The organism is Agromyces agglutinans, from assembly GCF_009647605.1.
In the GTDB taxonomy this organism is placed as follows: Bacteria; Actinomycetota; Actinomycetes; order Actinomycetales; family Microbacteriaceae; genus Agromyces; species Agromyces agglutinans.
Genome location: NZ_WJIF01000006.1, coordinates 110806 through 136092, shown reverse-complemented (window position 1 = coordinate 136092; position 25287 = coordinate 110806). Strand labels below are relative to the sequence as shown.

General features: G+C 71.1%; 22 protein-coding genes. 8 read left to right on the top strand and 14 right to left on the bottom strand.

Translation table 11 applies throughout. The annotated features are described in order from the left end of the window. Positions 1-5 precede the first annotated feature (5 nt). Positions 6-1241 carry a class I SAM-dependent RNA methyltransferase gene (locus tag GE115_RS11725; RefSeq protein WP_312855106.1) on the bottom strand — a complete coding sequence of 412 codons (1236 nt, stop codon included), beginning with the start codon at positions 1239-1241 and terminating at the stop codon, positions 6-8. Positions 1242-1428: 187 nt separating this feature from the next. Here GE115_RS11725 and GE115_RS11720 point away from each other — a divergent pair, with 187 nt between their 5' ends. The 3 genes from GE115_RS11720 to GE115_RS11710 all read left to right on the top strand — a co-directional run bounded on the left by GE115_RS11720 (position 1429) and on the right by GE115_RS11710 (position 4814). Then, on the top strand, positions 1429-2070 hold the full coding sequence (locus tag GE115_RS11720) for a Maf family protein (protein WP_153684976.1): 642 nt from the start codon (positions 1429-1431) through the stop codon (positions 2068-2070). A gap of 106 nt (positions 2071-2176) precedes the next feature. Continuing rightward, positions 2177-3973, top strand: coding sequence for an acetyl/propionyl/methylcrotonyl-CoA carboxylase subunit alpha (locus GE115_RS11715; protein ID WP_153684975.1), 1797 nt, complete (start codon positions 2177-2179; stop codon positions 3971-3973). Between the two features lie 64 nt (positions 3974-4037). Next, positions 4038-4814: a Pr6Pr family membrane protein gene (locus tag GE115_RS11710; RefSeq protein WP_172979868.1), complete on the top strand. Its 777-nt coding sequence runs from the start codon at positions 4038-4040 to the stop codon at positions 4812-4814. On the opposite strand, the gene GE115_RS11705 is transcribed toward GE115_RS11710, so the two are convergent. Then, a complete protein-coding gene (locus GE115_RS11705; RefSeq protein WP_153684974.1) occupies positions 4762-6282 on the bottom strand; it encodes an APC family permease in 1521 nt (506 codons plus the stop codon). The two genes, GE115_RS11710 and GE115_RS11705, sit on opposite strands and share 53 nt — an antisense overlap. A gap of 51 nt (positions 6283-6333) precedes the next feature. Then, positions 6334-7764 (bottom strand): NAD(P)H-quinone dehydrogenase, encoded by a 1431-nt coding sequence (locus GE115_RS11700; protein ID WP_153684973.1) that lies wholly within the window; start codon positions 7762-7764, stop codon positions 6334-6336. An 85-nt stretch (positions 7765-7849) separates the two neighbouring features. Here GE115_RS11700 and GE115_RS11695 point away from each other — a divergent pair, with 85 nt between their 5' ends. Then, the gene (locus GE115_RS11695) at positions 7850-8674 is read left to right on the top strand and encodes a purine-nucleoside phosphorylase (protein WP_153684972.1); all 825 of its coding nucleotides are present in this window, start codon (positions 7850-7852) and stop codon (positions 8672-8674) included. Between the two features lie 10 nt (positions 8675-8684). Then, positions 8685-10427: a phospho-sugar mutase gene (locus tag GE115_RS11690; RefSeq protein WP_153684971.1), complete on the top strand. Its 1743-nt coding sequence runs from the start codon at positions 8685-8687 to the stop codon at positions 10425-10427. A 220-nt stretch (positions 10428-10647) separates the two neighbouring features. Here GE115_RS11690 and GE115_RS11685 read toward each other — a convergent pair whose 3' ends face one another. The 11 genes from GE115_RS11685 to GE115_RS11635 all read right to left on the bottom strand — a co-directional run bounded on the left by GE115_RS11685 (position 10648) and on the right by GE115_RS11635 (position 22416). Further along, positions 10648-10932 (bottom strand): PTS sugar transporter subunit IIB, encoded by a 285-nt coding sequence (locus tag GE115_RS11685; protein WP_153684970.1) that lies wholly within the window; start codon positions 10930-10932, stop codon positions 10648-10650. Next, the gene (locus GE115_RS11680) at positions 10929-11387 is read right to left on the bottom strand and encodes a PTS sugar transporter subunit IIA (RefSeq protein WP_153684969.1); all 459 of its coding nucleotides are present in this window, start codon (positions 11385-11387) and stop codon (positions 10929-10931) included. Before GE115_RS11680 ends, GE115_RS11685 begins: the two co-directional genes overlap by 4 nt. Before the next feature lie 40 nt (positions 11388-11427). Beyond that, on the bottom strand, positions 11428-12549 hold the full coding sequence (locus GE115_RS11675) for an adenosine deaminase (protein ID WP_312855105.1): 1122 nt from the start codon (positions 12547-12549) through the stop codon (positions 11428-11430). A 217-nt stretch (positions 12550-12766) separates the two neighbouring features. Next, positions 12767-14122: a thymidine phosphorylase gene (locus GE115_RS11670; RefSeq protein ID WP_153684968.1), complete on the bottom strand. Its 1356-nt coding sequence runs from the start codon at positions 14120-14122 to the stop codon at positions 12767-12769. Further along, positions 14119-14538 carry a cytidine deaminase gene (locus tag GE115_RS11665; protein ID WP_153684967.1) on the bottom strand — a complete coding sequence of 140 codons (420 nt, stop codon included), beginning with the start codon at positions 14536-14538 and terminating at the stop codon, positions 14119-14121. The genes GE115_RS11670 and GE115_RS11665 overlap by 4 nt, the downstream gene beginning before the upstream one ends. 76 nt (positions 14539-14614) lie before the next feature. After that, a complete protein-coding gene (locus GE115_RS11660; RefSeq protein WP_376765712.1) occupies positions 14615-15913 on the bottom strand; it encodes an ABC transporter permease in 1299 nt (432 codons plus the stop codon). Next, positions 15910-17223, bottom strand: coding sequence for an ABC transporter permease (locus GE115_RS11655; protein ID WP_153684966.1), 1314 nt, complete (start codon positions 17221-17223; stop codon positions 15910-15912). The genes GE115_RS11660 and GE115_RS11655 overlap by 4 nt, the downstream gene beginning before the upstream one ends. Continuing rightward, entirely contained in the window at positions 17220-18740 is a 1521-nt protein-coding gene (locus GE115_RS11650; RefSeq protein ID WP_153684965.1) for an ABC transporter ATP-binding protein, read from the bottom strand. The genes GE115_RS11655 and GE115_RS11650 overlap by 4 nt, the downstream gene beginning before the upstream one ends. Positions 18741-18898: 158 nt before the next feature. Next, positions 18899-19999 carry a BMP family lipoprotein gene (locus tag GE115_RS11645; protein WP_312855104.1) on the bottom strand — a complete coding sequence of 367 codons (1101 nt, stop codon included), beginning with the start codon at positions 19997-19999 and terminating at the stop codon, positions 18899-18901. 175 nt (positions 20000-20174) lie between these two features. Continuing rightward, on the bottom strand, positions 20175-21245 hold the full coding sequence (locus tag GE115_RS11640) for a BMP family lipoprotein (protein WP_153684963.1): 1071 nt from the start codon (positions 21243-21245) through the stop codon (positions 20175-20177). 52 nt (positions 21246-21297) lie between these two features. After that, positions 21298-22416, bottom strand: coding sequence for a mannose-1-phosphate guanylyltransferase (locus tag GE115_RS11635; protein ID WP_153684962.1), 1119 nt, complete (start codon positions 22414-22416; stop codon positions 21298-21300). A 179-nt stretch (positions 22417-22595) separates the two neighbouring features. Between GE115_RS11635 and sdhC the strand changes: the two genes are divergently transcribed. Genes sdhC through sdhA form a run of 3 tightly spaced genes read left to right on the top strand, consistent with a single transcriptional unit; the run spans position 22596 to position 25286 of the window. Beyond that, entirely contained in the window at positions 22596-23015 is a 420-nt protein-coding gene (sdhC, locus tag GE115_RS11630; RefSeq protein ID WP_153684961.1) for a succinate dehydrogenase, cytochrome b556 subunit, read from the top strand. Between the two features lie 11 nt (positions 23016-23026). Next, positions 23027-23458, top strand: coding sequence for a succinate dehydrogenase hydrophobic membrane anchor subunit (locus GE115_RS11625; RefSeq protein WP_153684960.1), 432 nt, complete (start codon positions 23027-23029; stop codon positions 23456-23458). 7 nt (positions 23459-23465) lie between these two features. Then, complete coding sequence (gene sdhA, locus GE115_RS11620) at positions 23466-25286, top strand: succinate dehydrogenase flavoprotein subunit (RefSeq protein ID WP_312855103.1); 1821 nt, start codon at positions 23466-23468, stop codon at positions 25284-25286. Position 25287: the final 1 nt, after the last annotated feature.

Genomic DNA, 25287 nt, shown 5'->3' with positions numbered 1-25287 from the left:
GTCGATCACACGATAGCGCCAAGGCGCGCGACGGCCTCGACGTGGTGGGTGTTCGGGAACAGGTCGAACGCGCGGAGCTCCTCGAGCTCGTAGCCGTGCTCGCGGAACGTGCCGAGGTCGCGCGCGAGCGCGACCGGGTCGCACGCGACGTAGACCAGCTGTGCGGGCCGGAGCGCCGCGAGCCGTTCGACGACCTCGCGCCCGGCGCCCGAGCGCGGCGGATCGAGCACGACCGTGGCTCCCCGCAGCCGCGATCGGAGCTCGCGGTCGGCCGAGGCGTCGAGCTCCGCGAGCCACCGGTCGACGCGACCGGTCTCGGCGCGGGCGCCGACCCACTCGGCGAGGTTCGCGGCGGCGTGGTCGGTGGCCCGCTCGTCGGCCTCGACGCTCGTGATCCGCACGGTCTCGCCGAACCGGTCGCCGACGGCGGCCGCGAGCAGGCCGACGCCGCCGTAGAGGTCGAGGTTCGCGGCGCGCGGGTCGAATCGGTCGGCGTCGACGAGGTCGCGCACCGCGCGGCTCAGCGTGGCGGCCGCGCCGCGGTGCACCTGCCAGAAGCCGCCGCGGTCGAGGCGGAACCGCCGGCCGTCGACGACCTCGTGCACGACCGGCCCGCGCGCCGACCCGGGATCGACGACGACCTCGGCCCGTCCGTCGCTCGGTGCGACGAGGTCGACGACCCCCGAGCCGGGCAGTTCGGCGCCCAAGGGGGCCATCTCCTGCAGTTCGGCGACGGCGAGCGGCAGGGATGCCACGGGCACGACGAGGTGGCTGCGGGCCGCGTACGGGCCCACGCAGCCGTCGGCGTCGACGTGCAGGCGCACGCGCGTGCGCCACCCGGTCCCCGCCTCGGCGTCGACGTCGGGCGCGAGGGTCTCATCGACGGGCTCGACCGCGACCGACCGCTCGACCCCGGCGAAGCGGGCCAGCGCCTCGGCGAGCACATCGGCTTTCAGCTCGCGCTGGCGCGCCATCCGGATGTGCCCGAACTCGGCGCCGCCGGGCCGATGCTCGGGCGCGCGATCGATGGATGCCTCGGCCCAGACGTGTTCGCGACGGTCGGGAGAGGCGTCGAGCACCTCGACCGTGTCGGCGCGCCAGAAGCGCTCCTTCGCGGCATCCGTGACGCGCGCTCGCACGCGCTCCCCCGGGATCGCGTCGGCGACGAAGACCACGCGCCCCTCGTGGTGCGCGACCGCGATGCCGCCGTGCGCGATGCGCTCGACGTCGAGCTCGAGCACGGGGCCGTCGGTCGCCGGCGGACGTGGCGTCCGCGGGTTGCGCGAGTCCCGCGGTGACCGCGCCCCGCGCTGGCTGCGAGACCGGTCGCCGCGGCCCGGCTGGTCATCGGCGGGACGGCGTGGCTGCTTGGGGCGTGGCATCCTCCGATGCTTCCACAGTCGACCTGCACGCGGGCAGGATGGGAGCATGCGCCTGTACCTCGCCTCCACGTCTCCGGCACGCCTGCAGCTGCTGCGGCAGGCCGGCATCGAGCCCGTGACCGTCTCGCCCGGCGTCGACGAGGAGGCGCTCGTCGACGAGATCGAGGCGGTGCGCGGGCCGCTCACGGCGCCCGAGCTCGTGCAGGCGCTCGCGCAGGCGAAGGCCGAGGCGATCCTCGGCCGGTCGGTCGGCGGCGAGCCGATCGACGGATTCGTGCTCGGCGGCGATTCTGCGTTCCTCGTCGACGGCCGCATCCACGGCAAGCCGCACCTGCCCGAGGTCGCCCGCGAGCGGTGGCTCGCGCAGAACGGCCGCTCCGGCGAGCTGTGGTCGGGGCACTGGCTGATCGACCACCGCGGCGGCGCCGTGCGCGGGGCGGTCGGGCGCCCGGCGATGGCGACCGTCTCGTTCGCCGACCTCGACGAGGCCGAGATCGACGCGTACGTCGCCTCCAGGGAGCCGCTGCAGGTCGCGGGCGCGTTCACGGTCGACAGCCTCGGCGGGCCGTTCATCCGACGCGTCGAAGGCGACCCGTCGACCGTCGTGGGGCTGTCGCTGTCGACGCTTCGCGAGCTCGTCCGCGAGCTCGGTGCGACCTGGACCGAGCTCTGGAACCGCGCGGCCTGAGCCCCGGCCGACCGCGCCGCGATTGTCGACCGGCGCAAGAGGCATCCATCGTTTTTGTGGATGCCACCCAAAGGCGGCCTCCCGACCGCGAATAGGCTTGGACATCATGCCGCGAATCACGAAAGTCCTCATCGCCAACCGGGGAGAGATCGCCGTCCGCGTCATCCGCGCCGCACGCGACTCCGGGATCTCCTCCGTGGCGGTCTACGCCGACCAGGACCGCGACGCGCGGCATGTGCGCCTCGCCGACGAGGCGTACGCGCTCGACGGGTCGACGAGCGCCGAGACCTACCTCGTGATCGACAAGATCCTGTCGATCGCGCGCCGGTCGGGCGCCGACGCCGTGCACCCGGGCTACGGCTTCCTCGCCGAGAATCCCGACTTCGCTCGCGCCGTCATCGACGCCGGCCTCATCTGGATCGGGCCCTCGCCCGAGGCGATCGAGCGCCTCGGCGACAAGGTCTCCGCCCGTCACGTCGCCGAGAAGGTCGGCGCTCCGCTGGCACCCGGCACGCTGAACCCCGTGGCCGACGCCTCCGAGGTCCTCGACTTCGTCGACCTGCACGGCCTTCCCGTGGCGATCAAGGCCGCGTTCGGCGGCGGCGGCCGCGGCCTCAAGGTCGCCCGCACCCGCGATGAGGTTCCCGAGCTGTTCGACTCGGCGACGCGCGAGGCCGTCGCGGCCTTCGGCCGCGGCGAGTGCTTCGTCGAGAAGTACCTCGACAAGCCCCGCCACGTCGAGACGCAGTGCCTCGCCGACCAGCACGGCAACGTCGTCGTCGTCTCGACGCGCGACTGCTCGCTGCAGCGGCGACACCAGAAGCTCGTCGAGGAGGCGCCCGCGCCCTTCCTCTCCGAAGAGCAGCGGGTCGCGCTCTACGAGGCCTCGAAGGCGATCCTCAAGGAGGTCGGCTATGTCGGCGCCGGCACCTGCGAGTTCCTCATCGGCCAGGACGGCACGGTGTCGTTCCTCGAGGTGAACACGCGCCTGCAGGTCGAGCACCCGGTCTCCGAGGAGGTCACGGGCCTCGACCTCGTGCGCGAGCAGTTCCGCCTCGCCGAGGGCGGCGTGCTCGACTACGCCGACCCTGTCGCCGTGGGGCACTCGATCGAGTTCCGCATCAACGGCGAGGACCCGGGTCGCAACTTCCTGCCGGCGCCCGGCCCGATCCACCAGCTCCGGTTCCCCGGCGGCCCCGGCGTCCGCGTCGACTCGGGCGTCACGAGCGGCGACGAGATCTCCGGCGCGTTCGACTCGCTCCTCGCCAAGCTCATCGTCACCGGCAAGGACCGCCAGGAGGCGCTCGCCCGTGCCCGCCGCGCGCTCGACGAGTTCGAGGTGACCGGGCTGCCCACCGTGCTGCCCTTCCACCGCGACATCGTGCGCGACCCCGCGTTCGCACCGGCGGGCGACGAGCCGTTCTCGGTGTACACGCGCTGGATCGAGACCGAGTACGACAACACGATCGAGCCGTGGACCGGCGAGCTCGCCGACGTGCGCGGACCCGCCGAGCGCACCGCCGTGGTCGTCGAGGTCGACGGCCGGCGCATCGAGGTGTCGCTGCCGAAGAAGCTGATCGGCTCGGCGTCGTCGGCCGGCGCCTCGGCCGCGACCGCCGGCGCCGCGCCGCGCCGTCGCGGGGGGTCGCACGCGGTCGACACCGCCACGGGCGACGCCGTCAAGGCGCCCATGCAGGCCACGGTCGTGAAGGTCGCCGTCGCCGAGGGCGACAAGGTCGTCAAGGGCGACCTCGTGCTGGTGCTCGAGGCGATGAAGATGGAGCAGCCGATCGTCGCCCACAAAGACGGCGTCATCGGCCTCGTGAACGCCGAGCCCGGCGTGACCGTCTCCAGCGGCCACCTGCTGCTCTCGATCGCCGACGCCCCGCCCGCCGCGGCCTGAGCGGCGGGCGGCGCGCGGCCCACGAATCCGCGCCCGAATCGCGCCGGGTCGGTACGCTCGGGCCATGTCGATCCCGTTCCGATACGCCGCGCTCGTCTACCGGGTCGTGAGCGTCATCCTCATCGCCATCGGGCTGGCCCGCGTCCTCGGGCTCGTCAGAGGGACCCCTGTCTGGGGTGCGCTGACCTTCTACACGACGCTCAGCAACGTGCTGTGCCTCGTGTGGATGCTCGTGCTCGTCGTGGCGACGATCCGCGATCTCCGCGTCGAGGGGCCGCGGGGCCTGTCCACGCCGTCGCCGCGTTTCGGCGGCGCCGTGATGGAGGCGATCACGGTGACGATGCTCATCTACCTCGTCGTGCTCGTGCCGTCGGCGTTCGTCCAGGCGGGCGACTACGAGCCGTTCACCCTCACCGACAACCTGATCCACATCATCACGCCGTGCCTCCTGATCGGCGACTGGCTGCTGTTCTCGCCGAAGGGGCGCTTCCGCTGGGTCGACCCGCTGCTGTGGGCCCTCATCCCGTATGCCTACCTCGTGTACGCCTTCACGTGGAGTGCGCTCGGCGGCACGTTCGGCAACGTCGGCCGGTATCCGTATCCGTTCATGAACGTCGATGAGCTCGGCATCGGCGGCGTGGCCTGGCAGATCGTCGTGCTCACGGTCGCGCTCGTCGCGGTCGGTTACGTCTACGTGGTGCTCGACCGACTGCTCGCGAGGGCGGCGGCGAAGCGGGCACGAGCGGCGGATGCCCCGACGCAGGATGCCTCCATCCCGGACGCCGAGGCTACAACCGCGGCGGCTCCGCGCCCTGGGGCGTCGGCACCTCGACCTCGCTGACCCCCTCGCCGTTGCCGAGCCGCGAGCGGCGCCGCCCGTAGAGCAGGTAGATCACGAGGCCGATCGCGAGCCAGACCGCGAATCGCACCCACGTGAGGGTCGTGAGGTTCAGCATCAGCCACACGCACAGCACCGCCGACAGGATCGGCAGCACGGGCGACCACGGCACGCGGAATCCGCGCGGCAGGTCGGGCCGGGTGCGGCGCAGCACGACGATGCCGAGGCTCACCAGGACGAACGCCGAGAGCGTGCCGATGTTGATCATCTCCTCGAGCAGCCCGACGTCGGTGAACGCCGCGACGAACGCGACGACCGCGCCCGCGATGATCTGCACGCGCGCGGGGGTCCGGGTGTGCGCGGTGGTCTTCGAGAGCCACCGCGGCAGCAGCCCGTCGCGGCTGAGGGCGAAGACCACCCGCGCGAGCCCGAGCAGGATCACCATGATCACGGTCGTGAGCCCCGCGAGCGCACCGAACGAGATGACGGCCGACGCCCAGTCCTGGTCGAGCAGCCGGAACGCGGTCGCGAGCGAGGGCGTCTCCTCCTCGGCGAGCTCGAGGTAGGACACCATTCCCGTCATCACGATCGAGACGAGCACGTAGAGCAGCGTGACGATCGCGAGGCCGAGGAAGATGCCGCGCGGCAGCCGCTTCTGCGGGTCGCGCACCTCCTCCGCGCTCGTCGCGACGACGTCGAACCCGATGAATGCGAAGAAGACGAGGGATGCCGCGGCGAGCATGCCGAAGACCCCGTACTGCGCCGGCGCGGCGCCGGTCATCCACGAGAACAGCGACTGCGTCCAGGCATCCGACGCACCGCCCTCGGTGGGAACCGCCTCGGGGATGAAGGGCGTGAAGTTCGCGGCGTCGACGAAGAAGAACCCGACGACGATCACGAACAGCACGATGCCGACCTTGATGAGCGTGAACACGGCACCCACGCGCGCCGTCAGCTTGGTGCCGGCCACGAGCAGCACCGTGAAGATCGCGACGATGAGGAACGCGGGCCAGCTCACCTCGACGCCGCCGACGTCGAGCGTGGCGGGCACGGGCACGCCGACCGCGAGCAGCGCCTCGCTCAGGTACACGCCCCAGTACTTGGCGAGCACCGCCGCCGCGGTGAAGAGCTCGAGGATGAGGTCCCACCCGATGATCCAGGCGAGGAGCTCCCCCATCGTGGCGTAGGTGAACGTGTACGCGCTGCCCGCGACCGGCACGGTCGAGGCGAACTCGGCGTAGCACATGATCGCGAGCGCGCACGTGACGGCCGCGAGCACGAACGAGACGATCACGCTCGGGCCGGCGAAGTTCGCCGCCGCCTGCGCGCCGACCGAGAAGATGCCGGCGCCGACGGCGACCGCGATGCCCATGAGCGCGAGGTCCCACGTGCCGAGGGATCGCTTGAGGCTGCGTTCCTCGTCGGTGGAGTCGGCGATCGACGCCTCGACGGATTTCACGCGCAGGTTCATCAAGTCCCCCTCGACTCGTCCCCCGCCCGGGCACCACCCGCCCGAGCCCTCCTACCGTACGATGTGCATCGCCCTCGCCGCATCCGTCAGCGACCCGCTGAGCGACGGATACACGGGGAACGCCTCGGCGAACTGGTCGACCGTGAGGCGGTGCTCGACGGCCAGCGTGAGCGGGAAGACGAGCTCCGACGCCTTCGGCGCGACGATCACGCCGCCGATGATGGCGCCCGACCCGCTCGAGGCGAAGAGCTTCACGAAGCCGTCGCGGATGCCCATCATCTTCGCGCGCGGGTTGCGCGACAGCGGCAGCTTGTAGACGACGCCGGGCACGAGGCCCTCCTGGATCTCCTTCTCGGTCCAGCCGACGGTCGCGATCTCGGGCTGCGTGAAGATGTTCGAGGTGATGTTGCGGTTCTCGGGCGGATTCACGATGTCGCCCATCGCGTGGAAGATCGCGGTGCGACCCTGCATCGACGCGACCGAGGCCAGCGGCATGAAGGTGGTGCAGTCGCCGGCGGCGTAGATGTTCGGGATCGACGTGCGGGCGACCCGGTTCACCCGGATGTGGCCCGAATCGGAGAGCTGCACGCCCGCCTCCTCGAGGCCGAGCTCGCCCGTGTTCGGCACCGAGCCGACCGCCATGAGGCAGTGCGAACCGCGCACCTCGCGCCCGTCGGTGAGGGTCGCGACGACCGAGTCGCCGTCGCGCACCACCGATTCGGCGCGCGACTTGTTCAGCACCTTCATGCCGTTGCGCTTGAACACCTTCTCGACGACGGATGCCGCATCGACGTCTTCGCCCGGCAGCACCTGGTCGCGGCTGGAGATGAGTGTGACCTTGGCGCCCAGGGCGCGGTATGCCGAGGCGAACTCCGCACCCGTGACGCCCGAGCCGACGACGATGAGGTGCTCGGGCACCTGCTGCAGCGTGTAGAGCTGGGTCCACGTGAGGATGCGCTCGCCGTCGGGCACGGCCGTCGGCAGCACGCGCGGGGTGGCCCCGACCGAGATCAGCAGGGTGTCGGCCTCGATGCGATCGAAGTCGGTGCCGCCCTTGGCCGTGGCGACGATCACCGCGTTGGCGCCGTCGAGACGGCCTTCGCCCTGAACGAGGTTCACGCCCGCGTCGATCAGGTTCTGCCGCATGTCCTCGGACTGCTGGGCGGCGAGCCCGAGCAGTCGCTTGTTCACGGCGGCCAGGTTGATCGCGACCTGCGGCTTCACGGCCTTGTCGGCGTCGCCCTTGGCGAAGAACTGCACGCCGAGATCGGCGGCCTCCTTCACGGCATTGGATGCCTCCGCGGTCGCGATGAGCGACTTCGACGGCACCACATCTGTGAGCACCGCCGAGCCGCCGACGCCCGCGCGCTCGATGAGGGTCACCTCCGCGCCGAGTTGCGCGCCGGCGAGTGCGGCCTCGTACCCGCCCGGCCCACCTCCGAGGACGACGATCCGTTGGGTGCGTTCGAACTCGTAGGCCATGCTCATATTCTGTCGCATCGGCCCCTGACACCGGCACTCGAGCAGCGCCGAGCGCGGCATCCCGCCCCCTCACTACCATGGTGGGATGGATCAGAACCCTCTCGACGACCCGGCCGCCGACCCGTTCGCCGTCGCCCGACGGGCGGCCGACCGCATCGCCGAGCTCACCGGCGTCGAGCGGCACGACCTCGCCCTCACCCTCGGATCCGGCTGGGGTCGCGCCGCGGATCTCATCGGCGAGACCACGCACACGATCCCCGCGACCGAGGTTCCCGGCTTCTCGAAGCCCGCGCTCGAGGGCCACGTCGGCACGCTGCGCTCGGTCGCGCTGCCGGGCGGCCGGCGCGCGCTGGTCATCGGCGCCCGCACCCACTACTACGAGGGCCACGGCGTGCGCCGCGTGGTGCACTCGGTGCGGACGGCCGCCGCCGCCGGCGCATCCGTGATGATCCTGACGAACGGCGCGGGCGGCATCAAGGAGCACTGGCAGCCCGGAACCCCTGTGCTGATCAGCGACCACATCAATCTCACCGCCGACTCGCCGCTCGAGGGCGCGACCTTCATCGACCTGACCGACCTCTACTCGGCGCGACTGCGCGGCATCGCGCGCTCGGTGGAGCCGACGCTCGACGAGGGCGTGTACTGCCAGTTCCGCGGTCCGCACTACGAGACGCCGGCCGAGGTGCAGATGGCCAAGGCCATCGGCGGCCACATCGTGGGCATGTCGACCGCGCTCGAGGCGATCGCGGCCCGGCAGGCGGGCATGGAGGTGCTCGGCATGTCGCTGATCACCAACCTCGCCGCCGGCATCCAGCAGACCCCCCTCAGCCACGAAGAGGTCATCGAGGCCGGCCGCGCCGCCGAGCCGGTGATCTCGAAGCTGCTCGCCGACATCGTCCAGGCCGTCTAGGAGCACGCCGATGGCCCAGGTCGAACTCTCCCCCGCCGACGCCGAGCGCGTCGCCCGCGCCGAAGCCTGGATCGCGCAGGACCCCGATCCAGAGACCCGCGACGAGCTCGTCGCGATCGTCGAGGCCGTTCGCCGAGGCGACGACGCGGCGCGCGCCGACCTCGCCGACCGGTTCGACACCCGTCTGGCGTTCGGCACCGCCGGCCTCCGAGGTGCGATCGCCGCGGGCCCGAACCGCATGAACCGCGTGCTCGTCGCCCAGGCCGCGGCCGGTCTCGCCGCCTACCTGCTCGAGCGCGCCGAGCCCGGTGAGATGCCGTCGATCGTGATCGGCTACGACGGGCGGAAGAACTCCGACGTCTTCGCGCGCGACTCGGCCGAGCTGATGGCGGGCGCGGGCGTGCGCGCGGTGCTGCTGCCTCGGCTCCTGCCGACGCCGGTGCTCGCGTTCGCCGTGCGGCACCTCGGCGCGAGCGCGGGGGTCATGGTCACCGCGAGCCACAACCCGCCCGACGACAACGGCTACAAGGTCTACCTCGGCGGGTCGAGCCACGGCTCGCAGATCGTGTCGCCCGCCGACGCCGAGATCGCCGCGCACATCGAGCGAGTCGCCGCCGAACGCACCGTGCCCGACCTCCCGCGCGGTGCGTACGACACCGCCGACGAGTCGGTGGTCGACGCGTACGTCGCGGCGACCGCGGCCGTGGCATCCGCCCCTCGCAGCAGCGCCGACGGCGCGACGCGGCCCGCCCCGCGCGTCGTCTACACGGCCATGCACGGGGTCGGCTGGGAGACGTTCGCGCGCGTGATCGACGCGGCCGGCTTCGAACGGCCCGTCGTCGTCGATGCGCAGATCGCCCCCGACGCCGCGTTCCCGACGGTGTCGTTCCCGAACCCCGAGGAGCCCGGCGCGATGGACCTGAGCTTCGCGCGGGCGCGCGAGACGGGCGCCGACCTGGTCATCGCGAACGACCCCGACGCCGACCGCCTCGCGGTGGCGATCCCCGACATCGAGGCCGCCGAAGGCTGGCGCCGGCTCACCGGGAACGAGGTCGGACTGATCCTCGGCTGGCGTGCCGCCGAGGAGGCCGCCGCGCGCGCGGCCGGCGACGGCGGCGCCGAGGGCACGCTCGCCTGCTCGATCGTCTCGTCGCCCGGCCTCGAGGCGATCGCCCGCGCCTACGACCTCGAGTTCCGCGGCACGCTGACGGGCTTCAAGTGGATCTCGCGCGCTCCCGGGCTCGTGTTCGGATTCGAGGAGGCCCTGGGCTACCTCGTGAACCCCGGCACCGTGCGCGACAAGGACGGCATCTCCGCGGCGGTCGCATTCCTCGACCTCGCGACGCGGCTGGCGGCCGAGGGGCGCACCGTCGCCGACCACCTCGACGCGTTCGTCGAGCGGTTCGGATGCTACGCCTCCGGCCAGATCTCGATCCGGGTCACCGACCTGTCGCAGATCGCGAGGGTCATGGCGGCGCTGCGCTCCGACCCGCCCGCCGCCGTCGGCGGAATCCGCGTGGAGCGCATCGACGACCTCGCCGCCGGCTTCGGCGACCTGCCGCCCAGCGACGTGCTGCGGCTCGTGCTCGGGGGCGGCGGTCGCGTGATGGTGCGTCCGAGCGGCACCGAGCCCAAGCTGAAGGTCTACCTCGACGCGGTCTCGACCGACGGCACGGTCGAGCAGCGCCGTGCCGCGGCCGCGGCAACGCTCGCGGCGCTCGACGCCGGCATGCGCGCCCTCGTCGAGGGCTGAGCGCCCGCCCGCGCCTGCTCGCGCACCCGCGCCCACCGCCCACCGCCCCTGCGCCCACCGCCACCTCTGCCGGTTCGCAATGCAGGTGCGGAGGTGTGTCGCAGGCGCGGCTCGCGCATGACCTTCTCGACACGCCGGGCGCGCACCTGAATTGCGAACCGGGGCGGAGGGGTCGGGACGCGCACCGCCGGCGCTGAGGCGAGTCGCGGAGCAGCGCGGGTCAGCCCAGGGAGCGCTCGAGGTGCGCGGCGATCTCCTCGACGTCGAAGTAGTTGCGCACCTCGACGATCTCGCAGAACGTGCGGCCGAGCGCCGCGCGCACGGCAGCGGCGAGCTCGGTCGAGGTGAGCACGATCTGGGCATCGGCCGACGCGGATGCCACACCGGCCAGGTCGCTGGCGGTCACGTCGGCCTCGAGGCCGAGCCGGGCGAGCGCGCGCTCGGCGTTCACCTTGAGGATCGCCGAGGTGCCGATGCCCGCGCCGCAGACCGCGATGATCCTCATGCGCGGACCTCGGCGTCGACGCCGAGCACGGCGCGAACCTCGTCGGCGGAGCCGGCGTCGGCAAGCCGGTCGATGGCCGACGGGTCGTTGAACACGTTGGCGAGGAAGGCGACCGAGGCGACGTGCTCCTCGGCGCTCGAGACGGCGAGGCCGAGCACGACCCGCACGGGGTCGTTGTGCGGATGCCCGAACGCCACCGGCGTCGCGAGCGTGACGACGGCGATGCCGTCGTGTCGGACGTCGGGCCCGGGGCGCGCGTGCGCGAGCGCCAGGCCGGGCGCGATCACGACGTAGGCGCCGAACTCCTCGATGACCTGGATCATGCGATCGGCGTAGGACGCCGTCGTCGCGCCCGAACGGTTGAGCGCCCGCCCCGCGAGCCGCACCGCGGCGCGCCAGTCGCCGGCTTCCGCGCCGAGCGCGACGGCGGAGTCGGGGAGGGTGGGCAGGGGCATCGGATTCCGTTCGGTCGGGTGGCGAGGGCGTACGCGGCCGTCAGGCCTCGTCGAACCCGTCCTCGATCTGCTCGGCCAGTTCCTCGCGGTCGTCGAGCGGCAGGAAGGCCGCCGCGGCCGCGTTGAGCTGGAACGCCTCGAGGTCGTCGAGGTCGTAGCCGAACGCGTCGGCGAGCAGCCACAGCTCGCGGGTGAGGGACGTACCCGACTGGAGTCGGTTGTCGGTGTTCACGGTCACCCGGAACCCCAGCTGGTACAGCAGATCGAACGGGTGGTCGACGAGCTCGTCGCCCCACGCTGCGATCGCGCCGGTCTGCAGGTTCGACGACGGGCTCGTCTCGAGGGCGATCTCGCGGTCACGCACCCACTGCGCGACCGGGCCCAGGGAGACGTAGGTGTTCTCGTCGTCCTGGCGCTCGATGACGAGGTCTTCGGCCAGGCGCACCCCATGGCCGAGCCGCAGCGCGCGGCCGTCGAGCAGGGCGCTCTTGATCGACTCGATGCCGTCGGCCTCGCCCGCGTGGATCGTCACGGGGAAGAAGCGGCTCGCGAGGAAGTCGAACGCGGTGCGGTGCCGGCTCGCGGGGAAGCCGGCCTCGGCACCCGCGATGTCGAAGCCCACGACGCCGCGCTCGCGGTGCCGCACGGCCAGTTCGGCGATCTCGAGGCCGCGGTCGGCGTGGCGCATCGCGGTGATCAGCTGGCCCGCACGGATGCGCCGGCCCTGGTGCCGTGCGTCGTCGATGCCCTGTTCGATGCCCTCTTGCACGGCCTCGACGGTCTCGTCGAGCGAGAGCCCTCGCGTCAGGTGCTGTTCGGGAGCCCAGCGGATCTCGCCGTAGACGACCCCGTCGGCCGCGAGGTCTTGGACGAACTCGCGCGCGACTCGCGAGAGCCCCTCGCGGGTCTGCATCACCGCGGTGGTCAGGTCGAACGTCTTCAGGTACTCGACGAGCGAGCCCGAGTCGGACTGGGTCGTGAACCAGTCGCCCAGGGATTCCGCGTCGTTCGCGGGCACCTCGAGCCCGATCTCGTCGCCGAGTTCGATGAGCGTCTGGGGGCGCAGGCCCCCGTCGAGGTGGTCGTGCAGCGACACCTTGGGCAGCGCCCGGATGTCTGCGCCGTCGCCCTCGAGCCGGTACTGCGTCGGATTCGTCTCCACGGCTCAACGATACCGGCGGGCGCGCCGGGAAGTCTCGGCGATTTCGAAGCAGGATGACGCGGTTCCGGCACGCGGACGCAACCTCGATGAGGTAGTCGACCGAGCGGTGTTCCTGGAACCGGCGGGCGGGTCCGTCGGTCGAGTAACCGACGAAGGCGGCGCATCGAGGCCCGGTGACGTGATCTCGATACCCTGCGCTTCTCGACCACCGCGACCCTCAGCGGCCGATGCGCTCGGCGATCAGCGGCCCGCCATCTTCGATCGCGTCGCCCGGATCGCCGATGCGCCACGCTCCGTCGACCGCCTCGAGCGCCCGCGCGAAGCGCGCCGGTTCGTCGGCGTGGAGCGTGAACAGCGGCTGCCCGACGCGCACGGCGTCGCCCGGCTTCGCATGCAGGTCGATGCCGGCCGCGTGCTGCACCGGGTCCTGCTTGCGTGCGCGTCCGGCGCCGAGCCGCCACGCGGCGATGCCGAACGGCAGGGCCTCCTGCGCCACGAGGACGCCGTCGCGGTCGGCGGTGACGACGTGCTGGTCGCGGGCGACCGGCAGCGGGGCATCCGGATCGCCGCCCTGAGCGCGAACCGTCGCCCGCCAGGAGTCCATCGCGCGCCCGTCGTCGAGGGCCGCCTCGACATCGGCGTCGGGATGCCCCGCGAGCGCGAGCATCTCGCGCGCGAGCGCGATCGTGAGTTCGCGCACGTCGGCCGGTCCGCCGCCGGCGAGCACCTCGACCGACTCGCGCACCTCGTTGGCGTTGCCGATGGCGAGGCCGAGCGGCACGTTCATGTTGGTCAGCAGCGCGCTCGTCGCGACCCCGGCGTCTTCACCGAGTTCGACCATCGTGCGGGCGAGCTCACGCGAACGCTCGATGTCCTGGAGGAACGCACCCGAGCCGAACTTCACGTCGAGGACGAGCGCCCCGGTGCCCTCGGCGATCTTCTTCGACATGATCGACGACGCGATGAGCGGGATCGCCTCGACCGTGCCGGTGATGTCGCGCAGCGCGTAGAGCTTCTTGTCGGCCGGCGCGAGCCCGGCTCCGGCGGCGCAGATCACGCCGCTGTGCTCGCGCAACTGCGCGAACATCTCCTCGTTCGTGAGGTCGGCGCGCCAGCCCGGAATCGACTCCAGCTTGTCGAGCGTGCCGCCGGTGTGCCCGAGCCCGCGCCCCGACAGCTGGGGCACCGCGACGCCGAACGACGCCACGAGCGGCATCAGCGGAAGCGTGATCTTGTCGCCCACGCCGCCGGTCGAGTGCTTGTCGGCGGTGGGCTTGCCCAGCCCCGAGAAGTCCATCCGCTCGCCCGAGGCGATCATCGCCATGGTCAGGTCGCGGATCTCGCGGCGCCCCATGCCGTTGAGGAAGATCGCCATCGTCATCGCCGACATCTGCTCGTCGGCGACGTAGCCGCGCGTGTACGCGTCGATCAGCCAGTCGATCTCGGGCGTCGTCAGCTCCCGCCCGTCGCGCTTCGCGCGGATGAGGTCGACGGCGTCGAACGCCTCGACGGCGCCCGCACTCGCGGCGTTCGTCGCGGCGTTCGTCGCCGCGTTCGGATCCGCCGCGCTCATGCCCGCTCCCCCGCGTACTCCTCGAGGTTGCGCGGTCCGAACGCGTCGGGCAGCACCTCGTCGATCGTCTTGAATCCCGACACGGTGTCGAGCACCATGCCCTCGGCCGAGTGCTCGTACAGCAGCTGCCGGCAGCGGCCGCACGGCATCAGCGTGTTGCCGTGCCCGTCGACGCACGCGAACGCCACCAGCTTGCCGCCGCCCGACATCACGAGCGCCGAGACGAGCGAGCACTCCGCGCAGAGCGTCACGCCGTAGGAGGCGTTCTCGACGTTGCATCCGCTCACGACGCGACCGTCGTCGACGATCGCGGCGGCCCCCACCGGGAACTGCGAATACGGCACGTAGGCCTTCGCCATCGCCTCGCGCGCGATGCCGCGCAGGTGCTCCCAGTCGATCGCTGCCGATTCGGTCATGATGCTCCCCCGTCTCGGGTCTGGTTGCCGGATGCCCCGGCCGGACACGGCCCGCCGCCGAAGCGACGCGACCGGCTCAGGATTTGATGTACGGCTTGCCCGCGGCCGCGGGGCCGCGGACCTTGCCCACGAAGCCCGCGACGGCGACGATCGTGACGACGTACGGCAGCATGAGCATGAACTCGCTCGGCACGGGCGAGCCGATCACGCCGAGCTGGCCCTGCAGGCTCTGCGCGAAGCCGAACAGCAGCGCCGCGAGCGTCGCCTTGATCGGGTCCCACTGGCCGAAGATCACGGCCGCGAGGGCGATGAAGCCCGCGCCCGCGGTCATCTCCTTGCCGAACGCGCCGACCGCGCCGAGGGTGAAGAACGCGCCGCCGAGGCCGGCGATCGCGCCGGCGAGCGAGACGTTCCAGAACCGGGTGCGCGGCACGTTGATGCCGACGGTGTCGGCGGCCTGCGGGTGCTCGCCGACGGCGCGGAGCCGCAGGCCCCACTTGGTGTGGAAGAGCCCGATGTACACGGCGGCCACGGCGACGTACATCAGGTAGACGATGATCGTCTGCCGGAAGAACGTCGGGCCGATGATCGGGATCTCGGACAGGAACGGGATGGCGATGCGGTCGAACCGCGGCGGGGCGTTCAGCGCCTGGGCGTTCGGGGCGAGCACCTGCGAGTACAGGAAGCTCGTGAAGCCCACGACGAGCACGTTCAGCACGACACCGACGATGACCTGGTCGACGAAGTACTTGATCGCGAACGCCGCGAGCACGAACGACACGAGCACGCCCGCCACACCCGCGGCGAGCAGGCCGAGGTAGGGGTTGCCGGTCGACGAGGCCACGACCGCCGAGGTGAAGGCGCCCGCGAGCAACTGGCCCTCGATCGCGATGTTGATGACTCCGACGCGCTCGGAGATGACGCCCGACAGCGAGCCGAAGATGAGCGGGACCGAGAGGCTGAGCGCGCCGGCGAGCAGCCCGGCGAGCGGCATCACGTTCGTCGATGCGCCGGCGACCGCCCAGGTCAGGAAGCCCAGGACGAACACCACGGCGAACACCACGATGAGCCAGATCGGCACCGCGCGGCGCGCGCGCACCATGAGCGCGCTGACGACGGTGAGGGCCGTGAGCAGCGCGAGGCAGACCCAGGCGGTGACCGTGGCGTTCAGCACGATCTCGGGCAGCTGCAGCGCGTCGCCGGCGGCGGAGACGCGGAAGGTCGCCTCGCCGTCGTGCGGCGCGAGCAGGAAGAGCAGCGCGGCCAGCACGGTCACCACCGCGAACGCGATCGGCGCCTTCCAGCTGACGACGACGGTCTTCGCGAGCGCCGGCTCCTGGGGCGAGACCGCCTGGTGCTGGGGTGCGATGGTCACTTCGCCGTCACCTCCTTCGTGGTGGTCGGGGCGGCTCGACGCGGCCCGCTGCCGGGAGCCGGCAGGCGGAAGATCGCCCGCACGAGCGGCGGGGCCGCGATGAACAGCACGATGAGCGACTGCACGACGAGCACGATGTCGATCGGCACGCCCTCTGCGGCCTGCATCGCGAAGCCGCCGGCCTTGAACGCGCCGAACAGGATGCCCGCGGCGAGCACGCCCCACGGCGTCGACCGCCCGAGCAGCGCCACCGTGATCGCGTCGAAGCCGATGCCCGCGTCGATGCCGCTGGAGAAGCCCGTGGTGACGGTGCCGAGCACCTGGCTCACGCCGGCGAGGCCGATCAGTGCACCCGAGATCAGCATCGCGTAGACGTACATCGACTTGACGTTGATGCCCGCCACGCGCGCGGCGTTCGGGTTCTCGCCCACGGCGCGGAACTGGAAGCCCAGCGCCGAGCGGTCGAGGATCCACCACACGAGCACGACCGCCGCGATCGCGAGGATGAACCCGAAGTGCAGGTTGTACTGCGGCCCGAGCAGTTCGGGGAAGATCGCCGTGTCCTTCATCGGCGGCGTCTTCGGGTTGTTCGAGCCGGGCGCCTGCAGCAGGCCGGGCGTCCGGAGCATCCACGTCACGAGGTACAGCGCGACGTAGTTGAGCATGATCGTGACGATGACCTCGTGCGCACCCGTGCGTGCCTTCAGCAGGCCGGCGATGCCCGCCCACAGCGCGCCGGCGAGGAGGCCGGCGAGGAGTGCCACGAGCATGTGCACGCCCCACGGCAGGTCGAACGAGAACGCCACCCAGCCGGCCGCCGCCGACGCCATGAGCATCTGGCCGCGACCGCCGATGTTGAACATGCCGACGCGGAACGCGAGGGCCACGCCGAGGCCGGCGGCGATCAGCGGCGTCGCGAAGGTCAGCGTCTCGGTGAGCGGGCGGATGCCGGTCGCGAAGTCGGGCCGGCGGAAGTTGTAGATCGACCCCTGGAAGAACGCCGAGTAGGCGCCCGACACCGACTCCCAGATCGCGATGAACGTGTCGCCCGGGCGGGCGAAGAAGTAGACGGATGCCTCCTGCACGCGCTCGTCGGTGAACGCGATCATGATCGCGCCGACGAGCAGCGCCAGCAGCACCGCCAGCACCGAGATGATCGCGTTGCCGGTCGCGATCTCGCGGAACGCCCGGTGCCAGCGCGACTCGGGCTCGACGTCGGGTTCCGGTTGGCGGGTGACGGGCTCCGCAGGGGGAACCTGCGAACCGGTCTCGACGGCCACGTCGGGATCGTTCGGGCTCTGCGTGGTCATGCCGCGGCTCCTTCGAGGTTCGGCGACTCGCCGGCCATCATCAGGCCGAGGACGTCGCGCGGCGTGTCGCCCGGCACGATGCCGACGACCCGGCCGCGGTACATCACCATGATGCGATCGGCGAGGGCGGTGACCTCGTCGAGCTCGGTCGAGACCACGACGACCGGGACCCCGGCGTCTCGCGTCTCGACGATGCGCTTGTGGATGAACTCGATGGAGCCGACGTCGACGCCGCGCGTCGGCTGCGCCGCCACGAGGAGGCGCAGGTCGCGGCTGAGCTCGCGCGCGAGCACCACCTTCTGCTGGTTGCCGCCGGAGAGGCGGCCGACCTTGGTCTCGATCGACGGCGTGCGCACGTCGTACTCGGCGACCTTCTCCTCGGCGAACGCGGCGAGCGTCGAGAGCTGCACGTTGCCACCCTTGACGAAAGGGGCGCCGTCGGCGCGGTCGAGCATCAGGTTCTCGGCGATGGAGAACTCGCCGACGAGTCCGTCTTCTTTACGGTCTTCAGGGACGAAGCCGACACCCGCGTTCAGGATGCTGCGGACGCTGTCGCCGTTCAGCTCGTTGCCGTCGAGCCGCATCGAACCCTGCACGCGGGGCTGCAGCCCCACGAGCGCCTCGGTCAGCTCGGTCTGCCCGTTGCCCTGCACGCCGGCGACGGCGAGGATCTCGCCGCGGCGCACCTCGAACGAGACGTCGTTCACGACGAGCTGGCCGATCGGGTCGATGACCGTGAGCCCGTCGACGACGAGGGCCGGCTCGCCGAGGGTCGGCGGGGCCTTCTGCACGGTGAGCTCGACCGCGCGGCCCACCATGAGCGAGGCGAGCTCGGCGTTCGTCGCGGTCGGGGATGCCTCGCCGACCACCTTGCCGAGCCGGATCACGGTGATGCGGTCGGCGACCTCGCGGACCTCGCGGAGCTTGTGCGTGATGAACACGATCGAGGTTCCCGACTCCTTGAGCTGGCGCATGATCGCCATGAGCTCGTCGGTCTCTTGGGGGGTGAGCACGGCCGTGGGCTCGTCGAAGACGAGCACGCGCGCATCGCGCGAGAGCGCCTTGATGATCTCGACCCGCTGCTGCACGCCGACGGGAAGGTCGTCGACGAGTGCGTCGGGGTCGACGTCGAACCCGAAGCGGTCGGAGATCTCGCGGACCTTGGCCCGCGCGGCGGGCAGGTCGAGCCGGCCGCCGGCCTTCGTCTGCTCGTGGCCGAGCATGACGTTCTCGGCGACGGTGAAGACCGGGATGAGCATGAAGTGCTGGTGCACCATGCCGATGCCGGCGCGCATGGCGTCGCCCGGGCCGGCGAAGTGCTGCACGCGGTCGTCGAGCAGGATCTCGCCGCCGTCGGCCTGGTAGAGGCCGTAGAGGACGTTCATCAGGGTGGACTTGCCCGCGCCGTTCTCGCCGAGCAGGCAGTGGATCTCACCGGCCTCGACGGTGAGGTCGATGTGGTCGTTCGCCACGAGTGTCCCGAACGTCTTCGTGATGCCCCGAAGCTCGAGTTTCATGTCACCGATCCTAGTGATGGGCCTGCGGATGCAGCAGGTGCTGCGCAGATGTCGGCAGCGGCTCGGGCCGGCTGCTCAGGTGTTGCGGATGCCGCGCATCCGTGGGAACGGCGACGGGGAGGCCGGCGTCAGCCTGCCTCCCCGTCGCGTCGTCGGCCCTACTCGGCCAGGTAGGACTCCACCTCGATGTCGCCGGCGACGATCGCGTCGCGCAGCTCCTGGAGCTTGGCGTCGAGCTCGGCGGGCACGCGGTCGGCCCAGTCGTGGTAGTCGGCGAGGCCGACGCCGTCGTTCTCGAGCGTTCCGACGAACGGCGTGGTGTCGAACTCGCCGTTGCCGGCCTCGACGATGGCCTCGTGCACGCCGACGTCGATGCCCTTCATGATCGACGTCAGCAGCAGCGAGCCGACCGACGGGTCGGTCTCGAAGACGTCTGCGTCGACGCCGATGAGGGCGATCTCGCGACCCGAGTCTTCAATGGCCGCGGCGGCCGACTGGTAGATCGGGCCACCGACCGGCAGCAGCACGTCGACGTTCTGGTCGATGATGCCCTGCGCGAGCTGGCGCGCGGTGTCGTTGGCCTCGAAGCCGCCCGTGAACGAGCCGTCTTCGGCGGCGCGGTCCCAGCCGACGACCTTGACGGCGGTGCCGTTCTCCTCGTTGTAGTGGTCGACGCCCTGGGCGAAGCCGTCCATGAAGATGGTGACGGTCGGGATGTTCATGCCGCCGAAGGTGCCGACGACGCCGGTCTGCGAGACGCCCGCCGAGAGGTACCCGGCGAGGAACGCGGCCTGCGCGGTGTCGAAGATGATGGGCTTGATGTTCTCGGCGTCGGTCGTGCCGTCGAAGTCCTGGTCCACCGGGTCGTCGATCGAGATGTACTCGATGTCGGGGTTCTGCTGCGCCGACTCGAGGGCGGCGGGCGCCAGCAGGAAGCCGACGGTGACGATGGCGTTGCAGCCCTGGTCGACGAGGCTCGAGAGGTTCGCCGCGTAGTCGGTCTCGGCCGCGGACTCGACCTCGTTGTACTCGACGCCGAGCTCTTCGGCCGCGGCCTGCAGGCCCTGGAAGCCGAGCTGGTTGAAGGACTTGTCGTCGAATCCGCCGGCGTCGGACACCATGCAGGGCAGGAAGTCGAGCGCCTCGCCCCCGCCGTCGCCGCCCGACTCCTCGGGGGCGGATGCGCAGCCGGCGAGCAGCGCGGCCGCTCCGAACATCGCGAGGCCGCTGAGGGCGGCCTTCTTCGTCGTGAACGTCACAGTGTCCTCCAAAGACGCACACCCCGACCGTCGCGGGGTTGGTGCAATCACGTTACCCAATGTTGCGTCGACCGCCCCGGCCCGATGGGGCCGTGCAATCCAATGGTTATCAAGTAGCGACAATCTGCTCATATGAGCAGCACGGGTGTCCCCCGCGCAGGGGCCACCCCGGCCGCTACCGTGCGCGCGGCGCGCTGGGCGACTCCACGACCAGCTCGCCCGAGATGATCTGCTGCCGGAGCGCCTCGACCTCCGCGTCGAGCTCGGCGGGAACGAGCGCCTCGAGGTCGTGGTACGGCGCGATCTCGACGCCCCCGTTCTCCAGCGTGCCGATGTACGGCTCGTTCGCGAACGCGTCGTCGACGACATCGCCGACGATCTCGACCATGGCCTGCTGAGTGTTCTTCAGCACGCTGGTGAGCAGCACGGGCCGGTACTCGGCGGGCAGGGTGTCGTAGCCGTCGCTGTCGACCCAGATCACCGAGACGCCCTCGCGCTCGACCGCGGCCGCCGCGGCGCCCTCGCCGACCTGGCCCGCGACCGGCAGGATCACGTCGGCACCCTGGTCGATGAAGCCCTCGGTCAGCACCTTGCCCTTGTTGATGTCCTCGAAGTCGCCCGTGAACGCGCCGTCCTGCGCGGCCTTGTCCCAGCCCAGGGCGCGCACCTGCGCGCCGTGCGCCGCGTTGTACGCCGCCACGCCGTCGACGAAGCCGTCCATGAACAGGGTCACCGGCGGCTGGTTGCCGCCGCCGAAGGTCGCGACCACGCCGGTCTTCGAGACCCCGGCGGCGAGGTATCCGGCCAGGAACGCCGCCTGCGCGGTGTCGAACACCACGGGCTTGACGTTGTCGGCCTCGACGCTCTCGTCGACGATCGCGAACGCGGTGTCGGGATGCGCCGCCGCCTGCTCGGCGGTCGCCTCGGCCAGCTCCCACCCGACGGTCACGACGAGTTCGCACCCGGAGTCGACGGCCTGCTGCACGTTCGGCGCGAGGTCGGTCTCACCGGTCGACACCAGCGCCTCGGCCTCGATGCCGTACTCGTCTTCGGCGAGCTGCAGACCCTCCCAGCTCGACTGGTTGAACGAGCGGTCCTCGAGGCCGCCCGAATTCGTGACCATGCGCGCGCAGATCTCGGCATCGGATGCCTCATCCCCCGCCTCGGGCGCGGGCTGGCAGGCCGCCAGCGACAGGGATGCCGCGACGGCGGCTCCGATCACGAGGAAACGCCGGGCTCGGGACATCCGCTGCTCCTTCTACTCAGTGCGTGCTCTGGTCTGCGTGGGATCCGGGCGATCAGAGCACGTCGCTCGAGCCGCCCAGACGAAGGGCGTCGACGACGGCCTTCACGCGCTGCGCGTGCTCGCTCGTGGTGACCAACAGCGCGTCGGGGGTATCGACGACGACGATGTCGTGCACGCCGATCAGGCTGATCACGCGGTTGGCGCGGCTCACGACGATGCCGCTCGAGGCATCCGACAGCACGCGGGCGTTCTCGCCGAGGATCGCGAGCTCACCCGACCGTCCGGCCGTGTTGAGCTTCGCCAGCGAGGCGAAGTCGCCGACGTCGTCCCACTGGAAGTGGCCGCGCACGACGGCGAGACGCCCGGCGGCCGCGGCCGGCTCGGCGACCGCGTAGTCGATCGCGATCTTCTCGAGCGTCGGCCAGATGCGGTCGACGGCGGGGCCGCGCGTGGTCGGGTCGTCCCAGGCTGCGGCGAGCTCGACGAGCCCCGCGTGCAGCTCGGGCTTGTTGCGCTCGATCTCGGCCAGCAGCTGGTCGGCCCGAGCGATGAACATGCCCGCGTTCCAGAGGTGGCGACCGCCCGAAAGGTAGGCCTTCGCGGTCTCGAGGTCGGGCTTCTCGACGAAACTGGCGACGGCCTCGACGTGCTCGGCGCCGGGGACCTCGAGATCCGGGCCGCACTCGATGTAGCCGAACCCGACGGCGGGCTCGGTCGGGGTGATGCCGATCGTCGCGATGTAGCCGGCATCGGCCGCGGCGACGGCGTCGGTGACGGCCTGGCGGAACAGCGCGTCGCCCGAGATCACGTGGTCGGCGGCGAACGAGCCGATGATCACCCCGGGCTCGCGGCGCTCGAGGATGGCCGCCGCGAGGCCGATCGCGGCCGTCGAGTCGCGCGGCTCGCTCTCGAGCACGATGTTGCGGTCCTCCAGGTCGGGCAGCTGCGCCTCGACCGCGGCGCGGTGCGCGCGTCCGGTGACGACCATGATGCGCCCGGCACCCGAGAGCGGCACCAGCCGGTCCCACGTGTCCTTCAGCAGCGTCTGCCCGGACCCGGTGAGGTCGTGCAGGAACTTCGGCGCGTCGGCGCGCGAGAGCGGCCACAGCCGGGAGCCCACGCCCCCCGCGGGGATCACGCTGGTGAAGCGGTCGAGCGGTGCATCGTGCATCCGCCCAGCGTATCGGCCGGGGTGACGGGCCGCATGGCGGTTCCGAGTTGTCTCGACGTCGAGACAGTTAGGGCGCCCTAAGCAGCGGCGCGACAGGCCTCCGAGTAGACTCCCGTCGGGCCTTCACGCCCATCGGCGCGCTCATTCGGGGCGTCTCACACAGCCATGGAGGGTTGTTCATGCCAGATTCTCAGGCACGAACCCTGACCGCACCCACCCCGGCCAAGGAGCGGCCGGGCGGCACGCTCTACCGCGGCCGCGAGGGCATGTGGTCGTGGGTCCTGCACCGCATCACCGGCGTCGCGATCTTCTTCTTCCTCCTCGTGCACATCCTCGACACCGCGCTCGTGCGGGTGAGCCCCGAGGCGTACAACGCGGTCATCGGCACCTACCAGACGCCCATCATGGGCCTCGGCGAGGTGGCCCTCGTCGGCGCCATCGTGTTCCACGCGTTCAACGGCATCCGGGTGATCCTGGTCGACTTCTGGGCCTGGGCGACGCGCCACCAGAAGCTGCTCTTCTGGATCGTCATCGGGCTGTGGGTCATCGTGATGCTCGGCTTCACCCCCCGCCACCTCATCAACGTCTTCAGCCACTAAGGAGCCGCCGGATGACTGCGATCCCATTCCCCGACGAACCCCGTCGCCGCGGCACCAACTGGGAGAAGTGGGGCTGGATCTACATGCGCATCTCGGGCGTCGTGCTCGTGGTGCTCGTGTTCGGCCACCTCTTCGTCAACCTCATGGTCGGCGAGGGCGTCAAGGCCATCGACTTCGGCTTCGTCGGCGGCAAGTGGGCCGACCCGTTCTGGCAGTGGTGGGACGTCACCATGCTCTGGCTCGCGCTCATCCACGGCGCGAACGGCATGCGCACGGTCGTCAACGACTACACGAAGCCGGGCACCGTCCAGCGGATCCTGAAGGGGGCCCTGCTGGCCTCCGTCGTGGTCCTGATCGTGCTCGGCACGCTCGTCGTCTTCACCTTCGAACCGTGCCCCGCCGGCTCCCCCGCCGACCTGCTGCCCTCGTTCTGCGCCGCATAGGAGACCTGTGACCACCGAGAACCACGTCGAGACCAAGGTCGTCGACGGCGTCCACTACCACCAGTACGACATCGTGATCGTCGGCGCCGGCGGCGCCGGCATGCGCGCGGCGATCGAGGCCGGCCCCGGCGCGAAGACCGCGGTCATCTCGAAGCTCTACCCGACGCGCTCCCACACGGGCGCGGCCCAGGGCGGCATGGCCGCGGCCCTCGCGAACGTCGAGGAGGACAGCTGGGAGTGGCACACCTTCGACACCGTGAAGGGCGGCGACTACCTCGTCGACCAGGACGCGGCGGAGATCCTCGCGAAGGAGGCCATCGACGCGGTCATCGATCTCGAGAACATGGGCCTGCCCTTCAACCGCACGCCCGAGGGCAAGATCGACCAGCGCCGGTTCGGCGGCCACACGCGCGACCACGGCAAGGCGCCGGTGCGCCGCGCCTGCTACGCGGCCGACCGCACGGGCCACATGATCCTGCAGACGCTGTTCCAGAACTGCGTGCGCCTCGGCATCGAGTTCTACAACGAGTACTACGCGCTCGACCTCGTGATGACCGAGGTCGACGCCGGCGATGGGACGATCAGCCGGAAGCCGTCGGGCATCGTCGCCTACGAGCTCGCCACGGGCGAGCTGCACGTCTTCCAGGCGAAGGCCGTGATCTTCGCGACCGGCGGCTTCGGCAAGATCTACAAGACCACGTCGAACGCGCACACGCTCACGGGCGACGGCGTCGGCATCATCTGGCGCAAGGGCCTGCCGCTGGAGGACATGGAGTTCTTCCAGTTCCACCCGACCGGTCTCGCGGGCCTCGGCATCCTGCTCACCGAGGGCGCCCGCGGTGAGGGCGCGATCCTGCGCAACGCCTCGGGCGAGCGGTTCATGGAGCGCTACGCCCCCACCATCAAAGACCTGGCGCCGCGCGACATCGTCGCCCGGTGCATGGTCCAAGAGGTCGCCGAGGGCCGGGGCGCAGGTCCGCACAAGGACTACGTGCTCCTCGACTGCACCCACCTCGGCGCCGAGGTGCTCGAGACGAAGCTGCCCGACATCACCGAGTTCGCCCGCACCTACCTCGGCGTCGACCCGGTCTACGAGCCGGTGCCCGTCATGCCGACCGCGCACTACGCGATGGGCGGCATCCCGACCAACGTGAGCGCCGAGGTGCTCTCCGACAACACGACCGTCGTGCCCGGCCTCTACGCCGCGGGCGAGTGCGCGTGCGTCTCCGTGCACGGCTCGAACCGGCTCGGCACCAACTCGCTGCTCGACATCAACGTCTTCGGCAAGCGCGCCGGCCGCAACGCGGTCGAGTACGTGAAGACGGTCGACTTCACTCCCCTGCCCGAGGATCCCGCCGCCTTCGTGCGCGGGATGCTCGACCAGCTGCGCGACTCCAACGGCACCGAGCGCATCGCCGCGATCCGCAAGGAGCTCCAGGACGAGATGGACAAGGGCGCGCAGGTGTTCCGCACCGACGAGTCGCTCGCCCACGTCACGAAGGTCATCGCGGGCCTGCGCGAGCGCTATCGCAACGTCGCCGTGCAAGACAAGGGCAAGCGGTTCAACACCGACCTGCTCGAGGCGGTCGAGCTGGGCTTCCTGCTCGACCTCGCCGAGGTCGTCGTCTACTCCGCCCGAAACCGCGAAGAGAGCCGCGGCGGGCACATGCGCGATGACTTCCCGAACCGCGACGACGAGAACTACATGCAGCACACGATGGCCTACCTGTCGGGCGACGCGCACTCGTCCGACGCGGCCGACCACATCCGGCTCGACTGGAAGCCGGTCACCGTGACGCGCTACCAGCCGATGGAGAGGAAGTACTGAC